Here is a 19524-nt window from a genome sequence, read left to right as displayed (position 1 = left end):
ATGAAAAAGCTGTTCGTCATCGGCATCGGTGCCGGCGACCCGGATTACCTGACCATGCAGGCGGTCAAGGCATTGAATCGGGTGGATGTGTTTTTTCTCATGGACAAGGGGCCGGCGAAGAACAAGCTGTTGGACCTGCGACGGGAAATCTGCCACCGCTACATCGTTGATCGTACCTACCGTTTCGTCGAGGCCGACAGCCCGGAGCGCCAGCGCGGGGACCTGGACTATGCGACCAGTGTCGAGGACCTGAACCTGGCGAAGCAGGCCACCTTCGAACGGCTGATCAACGAGCAATTGCCTGACGGGCAGTGTGGCGGTTTTCTGGTGTGGGGCGATCCGGCGTTGTACGACAGCACCGTGCGTATCCTCCAGGCCATTCTCGAAGCGGGTCGTTGCGCGACCTTCGAGTTCGAGGTCATCCCCGGTATCACCAGCGTCCAGGCCCTGGCGGCGCGCCATAAAGTGCCGTTGAACAGCATTGGCGATTCGCTGGAAATCACCACGGGGCGCCGCCTGGCGGCGGGACAGGTGGGGGATGCCACGAGCGTGGTGGTGATGCTCGACGCCGAGGATGCGTATCGTCAGGTTGGCGACCCGGATACCCATATCTATTGGGGCGCCTATGTGGGCACGCCGGATGAAATCCTGATCGCCGGTCGGTTGGGCGACGTGGCCGATAACATCGAGCGTACCCGCAAGGCTGCGCGAAAGGCCAATGGCTGGATCATGGACACTTATTTGTTGCGCAAGCGCCTGCACCCCTGAGTGTCTGCCGCTGACCGGCGGGCGAGCCACAATCTCCTGTGGCGAGGGAGCTTGCTCCCGCTGGGTTGCGCAGCGACCCCCAGTGTGGTGCCATGGCGACGATCGACCTGGCAACGGGCGCCTGCTGCGCAGGCGAGCGGGAGCAAGCCCCCTCGCCACGGGCTCAGGCACAGCTTGAGTCACAGGAACACGTGCGGGTCCACCAGGATGGCGGGAAAGCTGTTGGCCAGCTCATCCGTGTAGCGCCAGTGCGTGGTCGCGCCGAGGCCGTCGAGCAGCCCGGGGGCCGTCAACCTGCCGACCCGCTCGCTCACGGCTTCGCTGTTGGCCGCTTATCCCGATGACACCCTGTTTGTGGTCTATTGCGCCGGCCCCCATTGCAACGGTGCGAACAAGGCCGCGGTGCGCCTGGCCACGCTGGGTTACCCGGTCAAGGAAATGATCGGCGGTGTCATGGGCTGGCTCGACGAGGGGTTCCACCTGGCCGGTACGGTGCAGCGCGTGCCGGACACGGTCATTGGGTGCGACTGTTGAGATTTGGCGGGGGAAATTGAGCAACGCCTGAAAAGTGCTGTCTACCTCACCGCACGGTTTGCCGTGCGGCTATCGAATGATGGAGGAAGATTGATGCTCAAAGCGCTCACCCTGTGTCTGCTGCTGGTGTCCGCCAGCCTGCAGGCCCAACCCTCGCTGCACACGGACCTGCCCCTCAATTACCTGGCCCATGCCGATGAGCAGGCGAGGAATCGGCCGCTGGTGATCTTCCTGCATGGCTCCGGCAGCAACGAAGAGGATCTGTTCGACCTCAAGGACGAGTTGCCCGGGCACTACAACTACCTCTCGGTGCGGGCGCCGAAAGCCATGGAGCCAGGGCGTTACCAGTGGTTCGCCAAGAAAGGCGAGGGTGCCTATGACGGTGACACCAGCGACCTGAAGGCCAGCGGCCAGATGTTGCTGGATTTCATCGACAAAGCCCGGGCCAAATACCAGGCGGACGCCAGCAGCGTGTATCTGGTGGGGTTCAGCCAGGGCGCAATGATGAGTTACGAAGTGGCCCTGCGACACCCCGAAGCCGTCGGCGGCATCGCTGCGATGGGCGGGCGGGTCCTGCCAGTGCTGCGCACAGAACTGACACCCGCCGAGCCGCGACGGGCCCTGGCGGTGTTTATTGGCCACGGCACGGCCGACCCGATCATCCCTTACCGCGACGGCACCGAAGCCGACACCTTCCTGAAGACCCTGGCGCTGGAACCGGAATTCCATGCCTACCCAGGAGTCGGCCACCATATCAGCGCCCTGGAAGTGCAGGACCTGCGGGCCTGGCTGGAGCGGCTCAATCCCTGATGTCCCGTTCAATCCTTGTGGGAGCAAAGCTTGCTCGCGATAGCGGTGACCCACATCACAGGGAATTCAGGCAAACCTTGCCAAGGCCATCATTGGCCGCTGGCGATCTGTTTAACCAATGCCTCATGACCGGCCTGGTCGCTGGCCCGGGAGATGATTTGCACCACGGCCATGCGCGTGCCGGAGGCGCCCAGCAGTGTGGTATCGAGGGTGGGTCCGCCGCCTTGGGTGGCGCGGGTGTCGAGCTGGCGCAGGCCCAGGCCGGTGCCTTTTCGGACCAGGCTTTTTTCACTCAGGATCTTGGCATCCGGCAACGCCTTGACGCGCTGGGCCGCGAAGTCGGCCATGGTCGTGTCGAGAAACGCGCCGTCGTTGTCCTTCACGTTGGCGCCGCCGATGAGGGTGTTTTCAGCAGCGATCACCACGGTTCGGCTGCTCGCGTTGCTGTACATCGTGCCGCTGGCGCCGCCGGTGCCTTGGGCGGTTTCGCCGGCGGACAGGGGAGTGGCGGTGAAACCCTTGGGCAAGGTGAAGGCAAACTTGCCGCCCAGCATCGAGACCTTCTGCGGTGGTGCATCGCTGCTGGCCTTGGGTTGCGCGGCAAGGGCCGGCCCCACGGCCAGGCTGGCCAGCGTCGTCAGCAGCAAAATGGCGGCGTGTTTACTCAGCGATGACATTGAACTCTCCACGAATGGTCGCGCTTGAAGGCCGATCATCCCATGGGCGTTGCGCCTGACTCCAGCCCTGTCGCGCCGCCCGGCACGCCGGGGCGGCAGGATCAGTCCGGCTCCACGTCCAATTGCAGGCTGTCGTCGGCCAGCCGTTCGGTGCGCCGGACAATGCCGCTGATGCGCCGTCCTTCGGCGTCGAACACCACGATCTGGGCCTTCTCCAGGTCGTCCGGCAGCGGTGGCCGAACGTGCAGCGCGAACCACGGCGGCTCGCCGTCGTCGAGTCGGCGGACGTCGAAGTGGCAATCGAGGCTTTTGGTCTGGCGACCGAACAGCGTGTCGAGGCCATAATCAAGATGAGTGCCGTCGGTGGCGGCAGGGGCAAGGGGCATCGGCGATCTCCTGGATGGCTGCTCCTGGATGGGGCTCGGTTGATGTTCAAATGATTCCCCAAGGACAGGAAAATTCCATCGGCTGCACCGTACAGATTAGCTGCTTTGCCATTGCTGGTAGACTCGCCCCACTTGAATTACGAGAGGTGTGCCCATGAGCGAGCCGATTCGCCTGACCCAGTACAGCCACGGCGCGGGTTGCGGCTGCAAGATATCCCCACAGGTGCTGGAAGTGATCCTGGCCGGCAGCGGCGCGCAAAACCTCGACCCGAAGTTGTGGGTCGGCAACGCCTCCCGGGATGATGCCGCGGTGTACGCCATCGACGAGGAGCGCGGCGTGGTCTCGACCACCGATTTCTTCATGCCGATTGTCGACGATCCCTTCGATTTCGGCCGCATCGCCGCCACCAATGCCATCAGCGACATCTACGCCATGGGCGGTGATCCGCTGATGGCGATCGCCATTCTCGGCTGGCCGGTCAACGTACTGGCCCCGGAAATTGCGCGGGAAGTGATTCGTGGCGGTCGTTCGGTGTGTGACGAGGCGGGCATCCCCTTGGCCGGCGGCCACTCGATCGACGCGCCGGAGCCGATTTTCGGCCTGGCGGTGACCGGCCTTGTGGAAAAACGCCACATGAAGCGCAACGACACCGCCACGGCCGGTTGCCGCTTGTACCTGACCAAGCCCCTGGGCATCGGCATCCTCACCACGGCGGAAAAGAAGGGCAAGCTGCGCAGCGCAGACATCGGCCTGGCCCGTGACTGGATGTGCACCCTCAATAAACCCGGCAGCCGTTTCGGCAAGCTCGACGGCGTGACGGCCATGACCGACGTCACCGGTTTCGGCCTGCTGGGGCACCTGGTGGAAATGGCCGACGGCAGCCAATTGACGGCGCGCATTCGCTACGACGCCGTGCCGCGCTTGCCGGGTGTGGAGTACTACCTCGACCTGGGCTGCGTGCCGGGCGGTACGCTGCGCAACTACGACAGCTACGCCAGCAAGGTCGGCCGCGTCCAGGAGCTGCACAAGCGCGTGCTGTGCGATCCACAGACCAGCGGCGGCTTGCTGATGGCCGTCACCCCCGAAGGCGAAGGCGAGTTCCTGCGGGTTGCCGCTGAACTGGGCCTGGCGCTGGCGCCCATTGGCGAACTGGTCGAGCGACAGACCTACGCGGTCGAGGTGTCTTGATGAGCAATGACGTCACCGATTACCGCGATATCTTCCTGAATGACCGGCCGATGATGGACACCCGCGCGCCCGTCGAATTTCTCAAGGGCGCTTTTCCGGGCGTGGTCAATCTGCCGTTGATGACCGACCACGAACGGCAACGCGTCGGTACCTGCTACAAGCAGCAGGGGCAGCAGGCCGCCATCGTCCTGGGGCATCAACTGGTGTCCGGCGAGATCAAGGACCAGCGTATCCAGGCCTGGGCCGAATTCGCCCGGGCTCATCCCGGCGGCCTGCTGTATTGCTTTCGCGGAGGCTTGCGTTCGCAGATCGTCCAGCAATGGCTCAAGGACGAAGCGGGCATCGATTACCCCAGGGTCGGTGGCGGCTACAAGGCCATGCGTACGTTCCTGTTGGAGACGATCGAGCAGGCGGTTGCCCAGTGCGACCTGGTGCTGCTGGGCGGCATGACCGGCACCGGCAAGACCGAAGCGTTGAATCAACTGGGCAACAGCCTGGACCTGGAAGGCTACGCCAACCATCGCGGTTCAAGCTTCGGCAAGCGCGCCACCGGCCAGCCGTCCAATATCGATTTTGAAAACCGCCTGGCGGTGGATCTGCTGAAAAAACGCGCCGCCGGCATCGAGCAGTTCGTGCTGGAAGACGAGAGTCGCGTGGTCGGCAGTTGTGCCTTGCCGCTGCCTTTGTACCAGCGCATGCAGCAGGTCCCCATGGTCTGGCTCGAAGACAGCGTGGAGCGCCGGGTCGAGCGGATCCTGAAGGACTACGTCGTTGACCTGTGCGGCGAATTTGTCGCCGTGCATGGCGATCAGGGGTTCTCACTGTTTTCCGAGCGACTGCTCGCCAGCCTGGACAACATTTACAAGCGCCTGGGCGGTGATCGTCATCGACGCTTGAGGGACATCCTGGAAACGGCCCTGGCCGAGCAGGCCGCCAGCGGCGCGGTTGACGCGCATCGTGGCTGGATCGAAGGCCTGTTGCGTGAATATTACGACCCGATGTACGTGTTCCAACGGGAAAAGAAGGGCTTGCGGATCGAGTTCTCGGGAGAGCAGGCGGCGGTGCTGGCGTATTTGCGGGAGCGGGCAGCGCGGGGAGGGTGATTACCCAAAATCCGCTGTTGGAGATCAGCTTCCACAGGAAGTGGCGGTGAAAGAACCTGTGGGAGCAAAGCTTGCTCGCGATGGCGATGATTCAGCCAATCATAATGTCGACTGGTACACCGCTATCGCGAGCAAGCTTTGCTCCCACAATATTCTGAGTTTTGCAGTGCCTGCAATGACTCAGGTCGGACAACTCTGCTTGCCATTGTCCAAGCCTTGCTTGTAGCTCTGGCTGGTAAGGCTGGCCTTGCCGTTGTGCCAGGTCAGGGTCAGCACGTAGAGCGAATCGAAATCGCCTGATTCCCAGTCCTTGGTAATGGTCTGCTTCGTGCCCACTGCCTCGCCGGCAACCTTGTTGATCAACTCCGGCAAGTAGCCGTGGGACCAGGCGGTGTAGATGGTGGCGTTGTGGTACTTGTCGTGCAGCAGCTCGTCAGCCAACTCGCTGGTGTCGTTGGCCGAGAAATTGATGTTGACCGGCAGCCCGAGCTTGATGGCGCTGGGGCTGATGGTCATCAGCGGGCGAATGTAACTGTAGGAATTGTCTTGCTCACCCTCTTCGACGTTGCGCGTAGGGTTGGCCGCGAATACGTAGTCGGCCTTGCCAAACTTTTCCGGCAGCAGGGTGGCCAGGTCGATGGCGCGGTTCAGACCCTGGCAATTGAGCTGGCCCAGGCCGCCGGCGGGTTTCTCTGCATGGCGCAGGAAGACCAGGGTCTGTACACCGTCGGCTGGCTGTGCGCGGCTGACACTCGATTCCAGCGACAGCACCAGGCCACACGCCATAAGCAGCGTCGGCAGCATCAGCCACGAACGGCGTTTGAGATGTGAGGTGAAACGCAGTGGATTGCTCATCGAATAATCTTCTTCGGCACGCTTGAGTCAGGCTGACAAACCCTGGCACCGCAAGGCTTCCAGCCTTGGGCGTGTTCCCTGTCGTGACACCGTTTCGATTCCTCGGGGTACTGCTCAGAGTCTCTTGAGGCCCTTTGGTTCGATCCTGGCCGGACCGTTGCGACCGTCAGCGGCAGATGGATAAACGTTAGCGACGCGATGTTGCGAAATTAAGAACGAGCGACGCACATTCCATGACGTGCTGGTAATGCCTTGTCGTACAACTTGGATTATGACGCGGGTGCTGGAGCGTTTCCTGGCACGGCCGGCCGTGGCGCGCGGGCTCAAGATCCCGGAGTGAACCACGGCGGTGATTTGCATCAATGACCTGCTGACCGTGTGAGCAGATTATTGCCCACCGCTGGTGACACTCTGTTTTCCAGCCGATGTTTGTGCCCTGGCCCACCAGGGCATAAGCTTTGCCCCCTGCAATCGAACAGCGTTTTTTGCCCAGGAGTCCCATGTCCAGCCAGTTCCCCGAAGCACGTCCACGCCGTCTGCGTCGCAATGCAAGCCTGCGCAGCCTGTTCCAGGAAACCGAGTTCACCTTGAACGACCTGGTGTTGCCGATTTTCGTCGAGGAAGAGATCGATGATTTCGTGCCGATCAAGAGCATGCCAGGCGTGGTGCGCATTCCTGAGTCGAAGTTGGCCAGCGAGATCGAGCGTTACGCACGGGCGGGCGTCAAGGCAGTGATGACCTTTGGCGTGTCCCATCACTTGGACAGCGACGGCAGCGACACGTGGAGCGAGCGTGGCCTGGTGTCGCGCATGGCGGGGATCTGCAAGGACGCGGTGCCGGAAATGATCGTGATGTCCGACACCTGCTTTTGCGAGTACACCGACCACGGTCATTGCGGCGTCCTGCACGGCCACGAAGTGGACAACGACCGGACCCTGGTCAACCTGGGCAAGCAAGCCGTGGCGGCGGCCCGCGCCGGTGCCGATGTGATCGCACCGTCGGCTGCCATGGACGGACAGGTCCAGGCGATTCGCAAGGCGCTGGACGCCGCCGGTTTCAGCCAGACGGCCATCATGGCTTATTCAACCAAGTTTGCCTCGGCGCTTTATGGCCCGTTCCGCGAGGCGGGCGGCAGCGCGCTGAAGGGCGACCGCAAGAGCTACCAGATGAACCCGATGAACCGCCGCGAAGCGCTGCGCGAATCCTTGCTCGATGAGCAGGAGGGAGCCGATGCACTGATGGTCAAGCCGGCCGGCGCCTACCTCGATATCATCCGCGACATTCGCCAGGCCTCGAACCTGCCGCTGTCGGCCTATCAGGTCAGCGGTGAATACGCGATGATCAAATTCGCCGCCCAGGCTGGCGCGATCGACGAAGCCCGCGTGGTGCGCGAAAGCCTTGGCGCCATCAAGCGGGCAGGGGCAGACCTGATCTTCACTTACTTCGCCATGGACCTGGCGCTGAGCGGGATCTGATTCCTGTGGCGAGGGAGCTTGCTCCCGCTGGCCTGCTAAGCAGGCCCCGGCAAGTCTTCAGGCAGACCCCATTCTTATTGTGCCGAGCAACTGGGCATGGCCCGCATCCACTTTTGATCGTATGGTTGCTGCGAACTGGACACAACCGACGAGGCACCATGCGACTCAACCGATTGATGATCAGCCTCGCTGCATTAATGGCCTTGGCCGGTTGCGGCAGTCGCCAGGCGCAGGAGCCTGAGCGTCAGCCCGCCGAGGTCAAGAAGCAGATCGTCCAATTGTTGCCGGTCAAGACGGCGGATCGTGAAGGCTGGGCGAATGACATCTATGTGGCCTTTTCGGCACAGCAGATTCCCTCCACGACGCAGAACATCTGCGCGGTGCTGGCGGTGACCGAACAGGAGTCGACGTTCCAGGCCGATCCGCCCGTACCGGGGCTGGGCAAGATTGCGCGGGAGGAAATCAACCGCCGGGCGGCGAAGGTGCACATTCCTGAACTGCTGGTCAGCGGCGCGCTCCAGGTGCGTTCGTCCAACGGCAAAAGCTACAGCGATCGGCTCAACGCGGCGCGCAGCGAGAAGGAACTGAGCGAAATTTTCGACGATTTCATCGGCATGGTGCCGCTGGGCAAGACATTGTTTGGCGATTTCAATCCAGTGCACACGGCTGGCCCGATGCAGGTCAGCATTGCGTTTGCACAGGCCAATGCGCGGAATTATCCCTACACGGTGGATGGCTCGATTCGTCGCGAAGTGTTCAGTCGGCGCGGCGGGATGTATTTCGGTATCGCCCATTTGCTGGGTTACCCGGTGAGCTACACCGAGCCGCTGTATCGTTTCGCCGATTTCAACGCCGGGTGGTACGCCAGTCGCAATGCGGCGTTTCAGCATGCGGTGAGTCGGGCGTCGGGGATCACGTTGGCCTTGGACGGTGATCTGATCCTGCACGATTCCATCCTGCCGGGCAGCACGGAGCGGGCGGTGCGTACGCTGGGCAAGTCCCTGGGAATGCGCAACCCGACCCTTCACGATCAGTTGGCGCTGGGTGACAGCCTGGCGTTCGAGGACAGCACGCTCTACAAGCGGGTGTTTGAATTGGCTGAACAGGCCGAAGGCAAGCCGTTGCCGCGGGCGGTGTTGCCGGGGATCGTGCTCAAGAGCCCGAAGATCACACGCCAGTTGACCACGGCCTGGTTTGCCAAGCGGGTGGATGAGCGTTATCGGCGGTGCATGGTGCGGGCGGGACGTTAGTCAGGATTGGGGCAGCGAACAGCCTACTGAAAAAAAACTATAAACCCGTGGCGAGGGAGCTTGCTCCCGTTGGGCCGTGAAGCGGCCCCAAAACCTGCCGAGTGTGGAGCATCAGAAACGCCGCACTCGCCGAGTCACGACTGCTTCGCAGCCGAGCGGGAGCAAGCTCCCTCGCCACAGGGTGTGTTGCCATTCATGCGTGGTTTTCGATCAGGCGGTCGGAACCACCTTCGGCGACACGGCGTTCCAGAACCCGATCAGCCCCACCTTCGGCGACGCGTTTTTCGATCAGGCGGTCGGAGCCACCTTCGGCGACGCGGCGTTCCAGAATCCGATCGGCCCCGCCTTCGGCGACGCGGTTTTCGATCAGGCGGTCGGAGCCGCCTTCGGCCACGACGGGTTGAGAGGAGGCGGCGAATACGTTGGCGGCCAGTACCGAGAAAGCGAGGCTGAGGATGACTTGGCGTTTCATGGTGGTGTGCTCCGGTGTTGCAGTGGGTGGGTGTGGTGCCATTGTTGCGTCGGGCAATCATCATGAGAACTTCATTGGCGTGATGGTGAACATCGATGGCGCTGATGGCTCGTTCGCCAGTCAGCGTGATGGAACACCGATGGACGTGTGGGCTCTACCGAAGTAATCCACAGCAGGAGGCAGGTTCATGTATGAGTTATTTGGCGACAAGCAATGCGGCTCGGCGGCGGTGGAGGTGGCGTTGAGCTTGTGTGGTGTGCCGTATCGTCAGGTCGAGGCCTATTCGACCGAAGACACGGAGGCCGCCCGTGAGCTCGAAGCGTTGAACCCGCAGAAGCAGGTGCCAACCCTGCGTCTGCCGGACGGTTCGGTGCTGACTGAGGTGGCGGCCATTCTGATTCACCTGGGGCTGACGTACCCGCAGGCGAAGTTGCTGCCCGCCGACCCCGTCCAGCGCGCCCAATCCTTGCGCGGCCTGGTCTACATCGCCGCCAATTGCTACACCCCCATCGGAATCATCGATTTTCCCCAGCGCTGGCTGGCCGATGCCGACGAAGCGAGCCAACAGCAGTTGATCTCGGGCACCCGGCAACGGCTCTATCGCAACTGGGCGGTGTTTGCCGATCAGTTTCCGGCGCGGCCATTCCTGGGCGGCGCCGAGCCGGGCGCGCTGGACATTCTGGCCGCGGTGATCACGAAGTGGGCCGGCACGCGAGAGGCGATGCTCGAAGCCCGTCCCGCCTTCCACGGACTGCTGGAGCGCATCGACCGCCATCCGCGGGTGGCACCGGTGCTGTCGTCGCACTGGCCAGGATGAGTCACGGGCAGGCGTTGCGCGAGACGGCTTGTCCCACCAGGCCGACCAGTTGCCGGACATTGTCCTGATGGGCCGCGACCAACTCGTCGAGACTGGCGCCTGCCGGCGTCTGCAGGCTGCTGCGGCAGGTGAGGGGACGAGTTTGCGGGCTCATCAGGCTACGCAAGCGCCATTGCACGTCCATGCGGGCATAGCGGCCGGGAACCGAATCGAAGCGCTGTACGTCCACCCGCAGCAATATTTTCGCGGCGCCGGGGTTGCTCAACTGCTCTTCAAGGCTGCTGTGCAGCTCATCGGCCAGGCTGGCGCCCCACCATTCGGTCTCCAGGATCGCCAAGCCGCTGTTGCCTTGGCGAATGACCATCTGGGGCCGATCCACCTGGGGCGGAACGTTGACCTGTTCGACCTGGATGTCCGCCGCAATGCCCGGGGGGCTGGTGGGTTGGGCCGGACTGAGGGTGTGGTAGTGAACCGGATCGCTGCGGCAGGCACCCAGCAGCAGAGCGACGGCCACCAGGGAAATGTTCAGCATCGTTGGCATGGGCAGCTCCTGTGATCATTGCCTGGCCGGCAATGTGAGGTCCTGCGCCGGTGCGTCCTTGGGACGTCCGCGCAGCAATGATTCGGGGTGGCGACCGAGGTAGTCGGACAGCTCGCGCAATGAACGCGACATGCGCCCGAGGTCGTCCAGGGTCTGGGTCAGCTGTTCGCGTTGCGGCGAATCTTCGGCCAGGGTCGAGTTGGCCGAGTGCAAGGTCTTGCTGACGTCCTGCAAGGTGTTTTGCACACTTGGCAAGGTCTTGCCGTTGAATTGCGCGAGGCCTTTGCGCAGTTCCATCAGATTGCCATCCAGGTTGCCGGCGATGCTTTCGAGCGGCAGCTTGTTGATCCGCTCCACCATCGATTGGAGTTGCTCCTGCAGCTGCTGGAAACTGCCCGGAATGGTAGGGATACGGACGGGACGGGCGTTGGCGTCGAAGGCGACCTTGTCCGCCTTGGGGTAGAAATCCAGGGAAATATACAGCTGCCCGGTCAGCAGGTTGCCGTTGCGGGCCTGGGCGCGCAGGCCGCGCTCGACGAAGCTGCCGATCAGCCGGGCGGAAGCGGCTTCGTCCTCGGGATCGTGGTTGAGCGTCTTGAGCAGTTTTTCGTGGGCTTTGCCCAGGCGTTGGGGGTAGAACACCACGCCGACATTGACCGGGAAACTGCGCTGCTGTTCATCGAAGTCCAGGTTGATGGAAACCACCCGGCCAACCTCTACGCCGAGGAATTCCACCGGCGCATCGACCCGCAGCCCACGCAATGCCTGGTCGAAGCGCAGCGCCAGGTATTGCGCCTTGCCGTCGGGAGGGGCGAGGGCGCTCTGCTCGTCGGCAAACAGGTCGAACGTCTTGTCCTCGCTGGCCGGGGCGTCGTTCGGGCTGTAGGGCGGCGCCCGAAACGCGATGCCGCCCAGCAACAGCGCCGAGAGCGATTCGGTCTGGACGGCAAAACCATTGGCTCCGACGTTCACGTCCACGCCGCTGGCATTCCAGAATCGGGTGTTTTCAGTGACGTACACGTCGTTGGGCGCGTTGACGAAGACCTCGATGTTGACGCCCTTGCCATCGGCGTCCAGGGCGTAGGAGACCACCTGGCCCACCGGGATCTTGCGCAGGTACACCGGCGAGCCGATGTCCAGTGAGCCGAGGTCCTGGGAGTGCAGGGTGAAGCGCTTGCCCGGTTCGCCGTAGGTGATCGGCGGCGGGGCCTCAAGGCCGGTAAAGGACTTGGCGCGGACTTTCGATTGGCCGGCATCGGCACCGATGAAGTCCCCGGAGAGCAGGGTGTCGATGCCCGAAATGCCGCCGGCCCCGATGCGCGGCCGCACCACCCAGAACACCGAGTCCTCGTGGGTGAACGTGTCGGCGGTCTTGGCGAGCTTGACCGTGGCGGTGACGTTTCGCTGGTCGTTGCTCAGTTGCACGTCCGTGACCTGGCCGATCACCACGTTGCGGTACTTCACCTGGGTCTTGTTGGCGGTCAGGCCCTGGCCGGTCTTGAAGGTGATGGTGATGGTAGGGCCTTCCTGCAGCCAGTTGTGGACCACCAGCGACAGGCCCACCAGCACGGCAATGATTGGCACGATCCATACCAGCGACACCGTCCAGCGGCGTTGGGTGACGTGGGCGCGCCCCGGTGCGGGGGGCGGCCCGTCAGTGGCTTGCGACTTCATCCCGGGCCTCCTCGGGGGGTGGGGTGTCCCAGATCAACCGGGGATCGAAACTCATGGCCGAGAGCATGGTGAACAGCACCACGAGGCCGAAGAACAGGATGCCGGGGCGCGGTTCGATGTCGCTCAGTGCCTGGAACTTGACCAGCGACGCCACCATGGCCACCACCAGCACGTCGAGCATCGACCAGTAGCCGATGACTTCCACCAGCCGATACAGTTTCGCCCGCTGGAGCTGGGCCCAAGTGCTGTGCCGCTGTGCGGTCACCAGCAGCAGGGTCAGGACCACGAACTTGATGCCTGGCACCGCGATGCTGGCGATGAAAATGATCAGGGCGATGTCCCAGGCACCGCTTTGCCAGAACTCGATGACGCCACTGATAATGGTGCTGTCGGCGCCTTCGCCGAGCATCTGGGTGTTCATGACCGGCAGCAGGTTGGCTGGAATGTAGAACACCAGCGCCGCCAGCATGTAGGCCCAGGTGCGGGTGATGGCGTCGGGTTTGCGTCGATGCAGGACGGCATCGCAGCGCGGACAGGTCTGGGGTTCGTCGGTCATGTCGCAGGCCAGGCCGCAACTGTGGCACAGGCACAGGTTCAGTTCCCAGGCGTTGGGTGCAGGGGGGACTGGCTGGTCGTTCACGGATGCCCCCACAGATCGCGGACATCGCGCCCGGCGATGCGGATCATCAGCAGGCTCAAGGCCGCCAGGGCAAACAGACCGATGCCCGGCAGCACGTCGAGCAGCCCAGCCAGCTTGATCACCGCCACCAGTGCGCCCAGCAGGCAGACTTCCAGCATGCTCCATGGCCGCAGGGTTTCCAGGCTGCGCATGCACAGGCTGAAACCCGGTGCGCGCCGATGGCCACGGGCATAGCCCAGCACCCAGAGCAGGAGCGCCAGTTGGAAGGCCGGCGCAATGATGATCGCGATCGCCGCCACCAGGGCGATGAAGGTAATCGGTCCCTGGCTCAGTGCCACGATGGAGTCCCACAGGGTGGCGCTGTTGCTCAGGCCTTGCAGGCGGATGCTCATGATCGGGTAGACATTGGCGAAGGCCCACAAGACCGCTGCCGTCACGCTCAAGGCAAGGCGTTGCTCGATGCCCAGGCTGTTGTGTCGCTGGATGATCGCGTGGCAGCGCAGGCAAGAGGCTCTCTCGTGCGCACGGAGTTCGACCGGTTCGTACACCGCATCGCAGTGCTCACAAATGATCAGGCGGTCGGAGTCGGCCATCGGGATGCTCGGCAGGTGCAACTCTCTTCAATGATAGAAGTGAGTTGGGAATGAGCAACCCGATAGGCCGGTGGAGCGGCTCACTCTCCGCGAATGTACTGCTCCAGTTGTCGGATCAGGTCGGCCTGTTCGGCGATGGCTTCCTTGACCAGGTCACCGATGGACAACAGTCCGACCAGCTTGCCGTCCTCCACCACGGGCAAATGCCGCAAGTGTTTTTCGGTCATGATGCTCAGGCAAGTCTCGACGTTCTGGTGCGGATCGATCGTGATCACGGGAGACACCATGATCTCGCTGACTTTCGTGCCCACCGACGAGCGACCGTGCAAGACCATTTTGCGCGCATAGTCGCGTTCGCTGATGATCCCCAGGACTTCATCGTTCTTCACCACCAGCAAGGCCCCGACGTTTTTCTCGGCCATGCGCATCAGGGCCTGCAATACCATGTCGTCCGGCGAGATGGTGTGCACTTGCTGGTTCTTCTCATCTTTGATCCGGAGCAACTGCGCGACGGTTTTCATGGGGAAGCCTCGGGGTTGTTGTTGCAGGTGATTCAAGAATCGTAGACCCAACGGCGCAGAGCAAGCGATAAAGCGGCAGCCAGTCGTCCAAAAGCGTCATGGCTCGGGAAATATACCAATCTTCTGGGTTGGCACTGTTGTGGCGAGGGGATTTAGCGAAGCGTCGCACCGCCCCGCTGGGCTGCGGAGCAGCCCCAAGTCAGGCAACTCGGTGTGTCAGGAGGATTGAGTCCACAGTTTTAGGGCTGCTTGCGCAGCCCAGCGGGGATAAATCCCCTCGCCGCAAGAGCCGTTCGGTGGTGTTTCAGTTGGGCGGGTGAAGTCCCCGCGCCACAGGTAGAATCACCCCTCACGCAAAATTCGAGGTTGCAGCGGTGGATTTACAGCAGGGCTTCGTCCTGACCCGGCATTGGCGCGATACCCCGGCCGGCACCGAAGTCGAGTTCTGGCTGGCGACCGACAGCGGCCCCCGGCACGTGCGCCTGCCGTTGCAGCCTTCGGTGGCGTTCGTGCCGCAGGTCCAGCGTGGCCAGCTCGAAGCCTTGCTGCAAGGGGAGAAAGCTATAGAGTTGCGGCCCCTGGACCTGCTGGATTTCGAACACCGTCCGGTGCTGGGGCTGTATTGCCAGCAACACGCCCAATTGATGCGCCTGGACAGCACGTTGCGCCGCGCCGGGGTGCAGGTGTTCGAGGCCGACATCCGCCCGCCGGAACGCTACCTGATGGAGCGCTTCATCACCGCTCCGGTCTGGTTCGATGGGACACCGGCCGCCGATGGCCTGCTGGTCGACGTCCAGATGAAACCGGCCCCCGACTATCGCCCGCCGTTGCGCCTGGTGTCCCTGGACATTGAGACCACCGCCCAGGGTGAGCTGTATTCCATTGCTCTTGAAGGCTGCGGCGAGCGCCAGGTGTACATGCTCGGCCCGCCCAACGGCGACGCTGGCGAGGTGGATTTCCAGCTGGAGTACTGCGAGTCGCGCACCGTGCTGCTCAAGCGACTCAACGAATGGTTCGCCTGCTTCGACCCCGATGCGATCATCGGTTGGAACCTGGTGCAGTTCGACCTGCGTGTGCTGCACGAGCATGCCCGGCGACTGGCCGTGCCGTTGCGCCTGGGGCGCGGTGGCGAAGAGATGCAATGGCGCGAGCACGGTGCGCGCAACAACCACTTCTTCGCTTCGGCGGCTGGCCGGCTGATCATCGACGGTATCGAGGCGTTGCGTTCGGCGACGTGGAGTTTCCCCTCGTTCAGCCTGGAAAACGTGGCCCAGACGCTGCTGGGGGAGGGCAAGTCCATCGACAACCCTTACCAGCGCATGGACGAGATCAACCGCATGTTCGCCGAGGACAAGCCGGCTCTGGCCCGGTACAACCTCAAGGACTGCGAGTTGGTGACGCGGATCTTCGCCAAGACCGAACTGCTCAAATTCCTGCTGGAGCGTGCCAGCGTCACCGGTCTGCCGGTGGACCGCAGTGGCGGTTCGGTGGCGGCCTTCACGCACCTGTACATGCCGCTGATGCACCGCCAGGGCTTCGTCGCGCCGAACCTTGGCGAACGTCCGCCCGAAGCCAGCCCGGGTGGTTTTGTCATGGACTCGCAGCCGGGGCTCTACGAGTCGGTGCTGGTGCTGGACTACAAGAGCCTGTACCCGTCGATCATCCGCACCTTTCTCATCGACCCGGTGGGCTTGATCGAAGGCTTGCGCCACCCGGACGACCGCGAGTCGGTGCCAGGCTTTCGTGGAGCGCGCTTCTCCCGTACCCGGCATTGCCTGCCGGCCATCGTCGCCAGGGTGGCCGAGGGACGCGAAACCGCGAAGCGGGAACACAACGCGCCGCTGTCCCAGGCACTGAAAATCATCATGAACGCCTTTTACGGTGTGCTCGGCTCCAGTGGCTGTCGGTTCTTCGATCCGCGCCTGGCGTCGTCCATCACCTTGCGGGGCCACCAGATCATGCAGCACACCCGGCAGTTGATCGAAGCCCTGGGCCACAAGGTGATCTACGGCGATACCGACTCCACGTTCGTCTGGCTGTGCCGTGCCCATGGCGAGGAGGAAGCGGCGAAGATCGGCCGCGACCTGGTGGCGCACGTCAATCAATGGTGGCGCGAGCACATGCGTGACGAGTTCGGGCTGGAGAGCGCGCTGGAATTGCAGTTCGAAACCCACTTCAAGCGTTTTCTGATGCCGACGATCCGCGGTGCCGAAGAGGGCAGCAAAAAGCGCTACGCCGGTTTGGTGACGCGGGCCGACGGCCGCGATGAGATTGTCTACAAAGGGCTGGAAACCGTGCGCACCGATTGGTCGCCCCTGGCCCGGCAGTTCCAGCAGGAACTCTACGGACGGATTTTCCATCGCCAGCCTTATCAGGATTACGTGCGCGATTATGTGCGCCAGACCCTGGCCGGCGCGTTCGATGAACGGCTGGTCTACCGCAAGCGCCTGCGTCGGCCGCTGGAAGAGTACGAGCGCAATGTACCGCCCCATGTGCGTGCCGCGCGCATTGCCGACGAGTTCAATCAGCGCCAGGGGCGTGCGCGGCAGTACCAGAATGGCGGCTGGATCAGCTACGTCATCACCGTCGCCGGCCCCGAACCGCTGGAAACCCGCAGCGCACCGATCGACTACGACCACTACGTGACCAAGCAGCTGCAACCGGTGGCGGATGCGATCCTGCCGTTCGTGGACGATGATTTTTCGACGTTGGTGGGGGGGCAGATGGGGTTGTTCTGACGGGGTGCGGCGTTAGTGTTTGGCCGGATGTCCTTGTGGCGAGGGAGCTTGCTCCCGCTCGGGCGCGCAGCGGCCGCTTCTTTTGGGGCTGCTATGCAGCCCAGCGGGAGCAAGCTCCCTCGCCACAAGAGCTCTCCTGCCACAAAAAGCGCTCGTGCCACAAAAAGTACACTTGGCACAAAAACACGTTGCGTGTGAGCACTACACCATCGCCAACGGCTGCTTGCCCTGAGGCTGGGGGAATATCAGGTCGAGGGCCGCCAGGTCCTGGGGCTCGAGTTTCAGGTTCGCCGCCTCGGCGTTCAAGTGCACGTGTTCAGGTTGCACGGCCTTGGGGATCGCAATGACGTTGTCCTGGCGCAACAGCCAGGCCAAGGCGATCTGCGCCGGTGTGGCGCGGTGGCGTTGGGCGATTTGTCCCAAGGTGTGATCCTTGAGCAAATGCCCGCCCTGGCCGACCGGGCAGTAGGCCATGACGGGCAGCTGTCGTCGCTGGCACCAGGGCAGCAGGTCGAATTCGATGCCGCGCGCTTGCAGGTTGTAGAGCACCTGGTTGGTGGCGCAGGCGGGCGCTGCCAGCTCTTCAAGGTCCGCCACGTCGAAGTTCGACACGCCCCATCGGCCGATCTTGCCTTCCTCACGCAGGCGTTCGAAGGCTTCGACGGTTTCCGCGAGCGGATACTCTGCGCGCCAGTGCAACAGGTACAGGTCGATGTAGTCGGTGTCGAGACGCCGCAAACTGCGCTCGCAGGCCAGCGGGATGCCCCGGCGGCTGGCGTTGTGGGGATAGACCTTGCTCACCAGGAACACCTGGTCGCGCAGGCCGGTGATCGCTTCGCCCACGACGGTTTCGGCACCGCCCTCGGCGTACATCTCCGCCGTGTCGATCAGGCTCATGCCCAATTCGACACCGAGCCGAAGAGCCGCCACTTCCTTCTTGTGATGGGAGCGTTCCTCACCCATGCGCCAGGTGCCCTGGCCAATCACGGGCACGGACGCACCGGCCAGTTGCAGAGTCTTCATGCCTGTCTCCTGTTTTCGACCATCAAGACGTGTGGCAGCAGGATAGACCAGTCGTTCGAGGAGGATCGTTGTGAAGTGGTATCGCAACGATCCTTCGCAGGAGGCGGGGTTATTTCGCCGAGAACTTCAGCACCATGGTTTGGCTATAGGCCTGGTCTGGATCAAGCCGTGTCGTGGGGAAGTCCGGCTGGTTGGGCGAGTCGGGGTAGTGCTGGGTTTCCAGGGTGAACGCGCCCCAATGCGGATAGACCTTGCCGTGCTTGCCCTTGACCGTGCCGTCGAGGAAGTTGCTGGTATAGAACTGCACGCCCGGCTCGCTGGTGTAGAGCTGCAAGCGTCGGCCGGATTGCGGGTCATACACTTCGGCGGCCAGCTTGCTCACGTCACCCTTGGCGTCCAGCGCCCAGTTGAAGTCGAAGCCACCCTGTTTCGGTTCGGCGAACTTGAGCTGCGGATGATCCGCCTTGATATGGGTGCCGATGGCGGTGGGTTGGGTGAAGTCCATCGGCGTGCCGGCCACGGGGGCCAGTTCACCGGTGGGGATCAGCTTGGCGGTCACCGGCGTGTAGTAGGCGGCGTGGAAGGTCGCGACCTGTTTCAGGATGTCGCCGTTGCCCGCACCGGCCAGGTTGAAGTAACTGTGGTTGGTCAGGTTCAGCACGGTGGGTTTGTCGGTGCTGGCCTTGTACTCGATGCGCAATTCGTTCTGTTCGTTGAGGCTGTAGGTGACGTCGGTCTTCAGCGCGCCGGGGAAGCCCATCTCGCCATCGGGTGACAGGTAGGTGAAGGTCACGCCCACCGAGTCCTTGCCGTCATGGGGCACGGCCTTCCAGACCCGTTTGTCAAAACCTTGCGGTCCACCGTGCAGCGAGTTGCCGTGGTCGTTCTGCGGCACCTGGTAGCGTTTGCCGTCCAGCTCGAATGCGCCGTCGGCCAGGCGATTGCCAAACCGGCCGATGGTTGCGCCGAAGTACACGCTGCCGTTCTTCTGGTAACCCTGCACATCATCGAAGCCGAGCACGATGTCGGCAGCCTTGCCGTTTTTGTCCGGCACGCTCAAGGACTGGAGGGTCGCGCCGTAGGTAATGACGGTGGCTTCCATGCCATGGCTGTTGCGCAGGACAAATTTTTCCACTGCCGTGCCGTCGTTGGTCTTGCCGAACGCCGCGCGTTCATTGGTCAGGCCGGCAGCCTGGGATGTCGAAGTGGCGATCATCAGAGAAGCTCCGAGAGCGGTGATCAGGTGTCTTGATTCAAGCATGGTGTGACCTTCCTTCCTGGGTTTTGTTGTTGTTTTGAACGCGGGTCGGGTCCGTTACTTGGTCGGACAGCAGCAAAGGTTTTTCTGTTCAGTAGTCTTTCTATTTGTGGTTAGAAAAAGGATTTATAGCCATAAATCTAAATTTATCAATTAAAAAGTAAGACTAATTAAGCATGGCGAGCCTTGCCCAAACGTCA

The 19524-nt window shown here is 62.7% G+C and carries 18 protein-coding genes and 3 pseudogenes; 9 read left to right on the top strand and 12 right to left on the bottom strand.

Annotated elements, in window-relative coordinates:
• Positions 1-768, top strand: coding sequence for a precorrin-6A synthase (deacetylating) (gene cobF / locus ACODSJ_RS06425; RefSeq protein WP_489100914.1), 768 nt, complete (start codon positions 1-3; stop codon positions 766-768).
• 188 nt (positions 769-956) lie between these two features.
• Here the strand turns inward: cobF and ACODSJ_RS06420 are convergent.
• Positions 957-1061 (bottom strand): annotated as a pseudogene (locus ACODSJ_RS06420) (AraC family transcriptional regulator); the annotation flags it as partial.
• On the opposite strand from ACODSJ_RS06420, the pseudogene ACODSJ_RS06415 reads away from it, so the two are divergent.
• Both ACODSJ_RS06415 and ACODSJ_RS06410 read left to right on the top strand, forming a co-directional pair.
• Positions 1048-1302, top strand: a pseudogene (locus ACODSJ_RS06415) (rhodanese-like domain-containing protein); the annotation flags it as partial. The pseudogenes ACODSJ_RS06420 and ACODSJ_RS06415 sit on opposite strands and share 14 nt — an antisense overlap.
• A 93-nt stretch (positions 1303-1395) precedes the next feature.
• Entirely contained in the window at positions 1396-2112 is a 717-nt protein-coding gene (locus tag ACODSJ_RS06410) for an alpha/beta hydrolase (RefSeq protein WP_489100913.1), read from the top strand.
• A gap of 89 nt (positions 2113-2201) precedes the next feature.
• Here the strand turns inward: ACODSJ_RS06410 and ACODSJ_RS06405 are convergent, their stop codons facing one another.
• Together ACODSJ_RS06405 and ACODSJ_RS06400 are read right to left on the bottom strand one after the other, a co-directional pair.
• A complete protein-coding gene (locus ACODSJ_RS06405) occupies positions 2202-2789 on the bottom strand; it encodes a DcrB/PsbP domain-containing protein (protein WP_489100912.1) in 588 nt (195 codons plus the stop codon).
• Between the two features lie 101 nt (positions 2790-2890).
• Positions 2891-3175, bottom strand: coding sequence for a hypothetical protein (locus ACODSJ_RS06400; RefSeq protein ID WP_489100911.1), 285 nt, complete (start codon positions 3173-3175; stop codon positions 2891-2893).
• Between the two features lie 154 nt (positions 3176-3329).
• On the opposite strand from ACODSJ_RS06400, the gene selD reads away from it, so the two are divergent.
• Positions 3330-4364, top strand: coding sequence for a selenide, water dikinase SelD (gene selD / locus ACODSJ_RS06395; RefSeq protein ID WP_489100910.1), 1035 nt, complete (start codon positions 3330-3332; stop codon positions 4362-4364).
• Complete coding sequence (gene mnmH / locus ACODSJ_RS06390; RefSeq protein ID WP_489100909.1) at positions 4364-5467, top strand: tRNA 2-selenouridine(34) synthase MnmH; 1104 nt, start codon at positions 4364-4366, stop codon at positions 5465-5467. Before selD ends, mnmH begins: the two co-directional genes overlap by 1 nt.
• A gap of 180 nt (positions 5468-5647) precedes the next feature.
• On the opposite strand, the gene ACODSJ_RS06385 is transcribed toward mnmH, so the two are convergent.
• Positions 5648-6322 carry a histidine phosphatase family protein gene (locus tag ACODSJ_RS06385; RefSeq protein WP_489100908.1) on the bottom strand — a complete coding sequence of 225 codons (675 nt, stop codon included), beginning with the start codon at positions 6320-6322 and terminating at the stop codon, positions 5648-5650.
• 500 nt (positions 6323-6822) lie between these two features.
• On the opposite strand from ACODSJ_RS06385, the gene hemB reads away from it, so the two are divergent.
• The gene (hemB, locus tag ACODSJ_RS06380; RefSeq protein ID WP_489100907.1) at positions 6823-7797 is read left to right on the top strand and encodes a porphobilinogen synthase; all 975 of its coding nucleotides are present in this window, start codon (positions 6823-6825) and stop codon (positions 7795-7797) included.
• Positions 7798-7955: 158 nt separating this feature from the next.
• Positions 7956-9047: a DUF1615 domain-containing protein gene (locus tag ACODSJ_RS06375; protein ID WP_489100906.1), complete on the top strand. Its 1092-nt coding sequence runs from the start codon at positions 7956-7958 to the stop codon at positions 9045-9047.
• A gap of 202 nt (positions 9048-9249) precedes the next feature.
• On the opposite strand, the pseudogene ACODSJ_RS06370 reads toward ACODSJ_RS06375, so the two are convergent.
• A pseudogene (locus tag ACODSJ_RS06370) lies at positions 9250-9519 on the bottom strand (hypothetical protein); the annotation flags it as partial.
• A gap of 187 nt (positions 9520-9706) precedes the next feature.
• On the opposite strand from ACODSJ_RS06370, the gene ACODSJ_RS06365 reads away from it, so the two are divergent.
• A complete protein-coding gene (locus tag ACODSJ_RS06365) occupies positions 9707-10336 on the top strand; it encodes a glutathione S-transferase family protein (protein WP_489100905.1) in 630 nt (209 codons plus the stop codon).
• A gap of 1 nt (position 10337) precedes the next feature.
• Here ACODSJ_RS06365 and ACODSJ_RS06360 read toward each other — a convergent pair whose 3' ends face one another.
• The 5 genes from ACODSJ_RS06360 to ACODSJ_RS06340 all read right to left on the bottom strand — a co-directional run bounded on the left by ACODSJ_RS06360 (position 10338) and on the right by ACODSJ_RS06340 (position 14305).
• A complete protein-coding gene (locus ACODSJ_RS06360) occupies positions 10338-10877 on the bottom strand; it encodes a PqiC family protein (RefSeq protein WP_489100904.1) in 540 nt (179 codons plus the stop codon).
• A 15-nt stretch (positions 10878-10892) separates the two neighbouring features.
• Positions 10893-12551, bottom strand: a complete 1659-nt coding sequence (locus ACODSJ_RS06355) for a PqiB family protein (RefSeq protein WP_489100903.1) — start codon at positions 12549-12551, stop codon at positions 10893-10895.
• Complete coding sequence (locus ACODSJ_RS06350) at positions 12532-13191, bottom strand: paraquat-inducible protein A (protein WP_489100902.1); 660 nt, start codon at positions 13189-13191, stop codon at positions 12532-12534. The genes ACODSJ_RS06355 and ACODSJ_RS06350 overlap by 20 nt, the downstream gene beginning before the upstream one ends.
• The gene (locus tag ACODSJ_RS06345) at positions 13188-13784 is read right to left on the bottom strand and encodes a paraquat-inducible protein A (RefSeq protein ID WP_489100901.1); all 597 of its coding nucleotides are present in this window, start codon (positions 13782-13784) and stop codon (positions 13188-13190) included. Before ACODSJ_RS06345 ends, ACODSJ_RS06350 begins: the two co-directional genes overlap by 4 nt.
• An 80-nt stretch (positions 13785-13864) precedes the next feature.
• Positions 13865-14305, bottom strand: a complete 441-nt coding sequence (locus ACODSJ_RS06340) for a CBS domain-containing protein (protein WP_489100900.1) — start codon at positions 14303-14305, stop codon at positions 13865-13867.
• Positions 14306-14679: 374 nt separating this feature from the next.
• Here ACODSJ_RS06340 and ACODSJ_RS06335 point away from each other — a divergent pair, with 374 nt between their 5' ends.
• Positions 14680-17043: a DNA polymerase II gene (locus tag ACODSJ_RS06335; protein ID WP_489100899.1), complete on the top strand. Its 2364-nt coding sequence runs from the start codon at positions 14680-14682 to the stop codon at positions 17041-17043.
• 201 nt (positions 17044-17244) lie between these two features.
• Here the strand turns inward: ACODSJ_RS06335 and ACODSJ_RS06330 are convergent, their stop codons facing one another.
• Both ACODSJ_RS06330 and ACODSJ_RS06325 read right to left on the bottom strand, forming a co-directional pair.
• Positions 17245-18066 (bottom strand): aldo/keto reductase, encoded by an 822-nt coding sequence (locus ACODSJ_RS06330; RefSeq protein WP_489100898.1) that lies wholly within the window; start codon positions 18064-18066, stop codon positions 17245-17247.
• A gap of 109 nt (positions 18067-18175) precedes the next feature.
• Positions 18176-19327, bottom strand: a complete 1152-nt coding sequence (locus tag ACODSJ_RS06325) for an aldose epimerase family protein (protein WP_489100897.1) — start codon at positions 19325-19327, stop codon at positions 18176-18178.
• Positions 19328-19524: the final 197 nt, after the last annotated feature.

It is taken from the genome of Pseudomonas sp. FG6 (assembly GCF_057809015.1).
The sequence above is the reverse complement of the archived record's forward strand: the minus strand, read 5'-3'. Positions and strand labels throughout refer to the sequence as shown.

Bases quoted from the DNA above. Each gene is read 5' to 3' on its own strand.
- ACODSJ_RS06360 (WP_489100904.1), bottom strand. From the start codon at position 10,877: ATGCCAACGATGCTGAACATTTCCCTGGTGGCCGTCGCTCTGCTGCTG.
- ACODSJ_RS06385 (WP_489100908.1), bottom strand. From the start codon at position 6,322: ATGAGCAATCCACTGCGTTTCACCTCACATCTCAAACGCCGTTCGTGG.
- selD (WP_489100910.1), top strand. From the start codon at position 3,330: ATGAGCGAGCCGATTCGCCTGACCCAGTACAGCCACGGCGCGGGTTGC.
- ACODSJ_RS06325 (WP_489100897.1), bottom strand. From the start codon at position 19,327: ATGCTTGAATCAAGACACCTGATCACCGCTCTCGGAGCTTCTCTGATG.
- cobF (WP_489100914.1), top strand. From the start codon at position 1: ATGAAAAAGCTGTTCGTCATCGGCATCGGTGCCGGCGACCCGGATTAC.
- mnmH (WP_489100909.1), top strand. From the start codon at position 4,364: ATGAGCAATGACGTCACCGATTACCGCGATATCTTCCTGAATGACCGG.
- ACODSJ_RS06400 (WP_489100911.1), bottom strand. From the start codon at position 3,175: ATGCCCCTTGCCCCTGCCGCCACCGACGGCACTCATCTTGATTATGGC.
- hemB (WP_489100907.1), top strand. From the start codon at position 6,823: ATGTCCAGCCAGTTCCCCGAAGCACGTCCACGCCGTCTGCGTCGCAAT.
- ACODSJ_RS06340 (WP_489100900.1), bottom strand. From the start codon at position 14,305: ATGAAAACCGTCGCGCAGTTGCTCCGGATCAAAGATGAGAAGAACCAG.
- ACODSJ_RS06410 (WP_489100913.1), top strand. From the start codon at position 1,396: ATGCTCAAAGCGCTCACCCTGTGTCTGCTGCTGGTGTCCGCCAGCCTG.
- ACODSJ_RS06375 (WP_489100906.1), top strand. From the start codon at position 7,956: ATGCGACTCAACCGATTGATGATCAGCCTCGCTGCATTAATGGCCTTG.
- ACODSJ_RS06405 (WP_489100912.1), bottom strand. From the start codon at position 2,789: ATGTCATCGCTGAGTAAACACGCCGCCATTTTGCTGCTGACGACGCTG.
- ACODSJ_RS06355 (WP_489100903.1), bottom strand. From the start codon at position 12,551: ATGAAGTCGCAAGCCACTGACGGGCCGCCCCCCGCACCGGGGCGCGCC.
- ACODSJ_RS06365 (WP_489100905.1), top strand. From the start codon at position 9,707: ATGTATGAGTTATTTGGCGACAAGCAATGCGGCTCGGCGGCGGTGGAG.
- ACODSJ_RS06330 (WP_489100898.1), bottom strand. From the start codon at position 18,066: ATGAAGACTCTGCAACTGGCCGGTGCGTCCGTGCCCGTGATTGGCCAG.
- ACODSJ_RS06345 (WP_489100901.1), bottom strand. From the start codon at position 13,784: ATGGCCGACTCCGACCGCCTGATCATTTGTGAGCACTGCGATGCGGTG.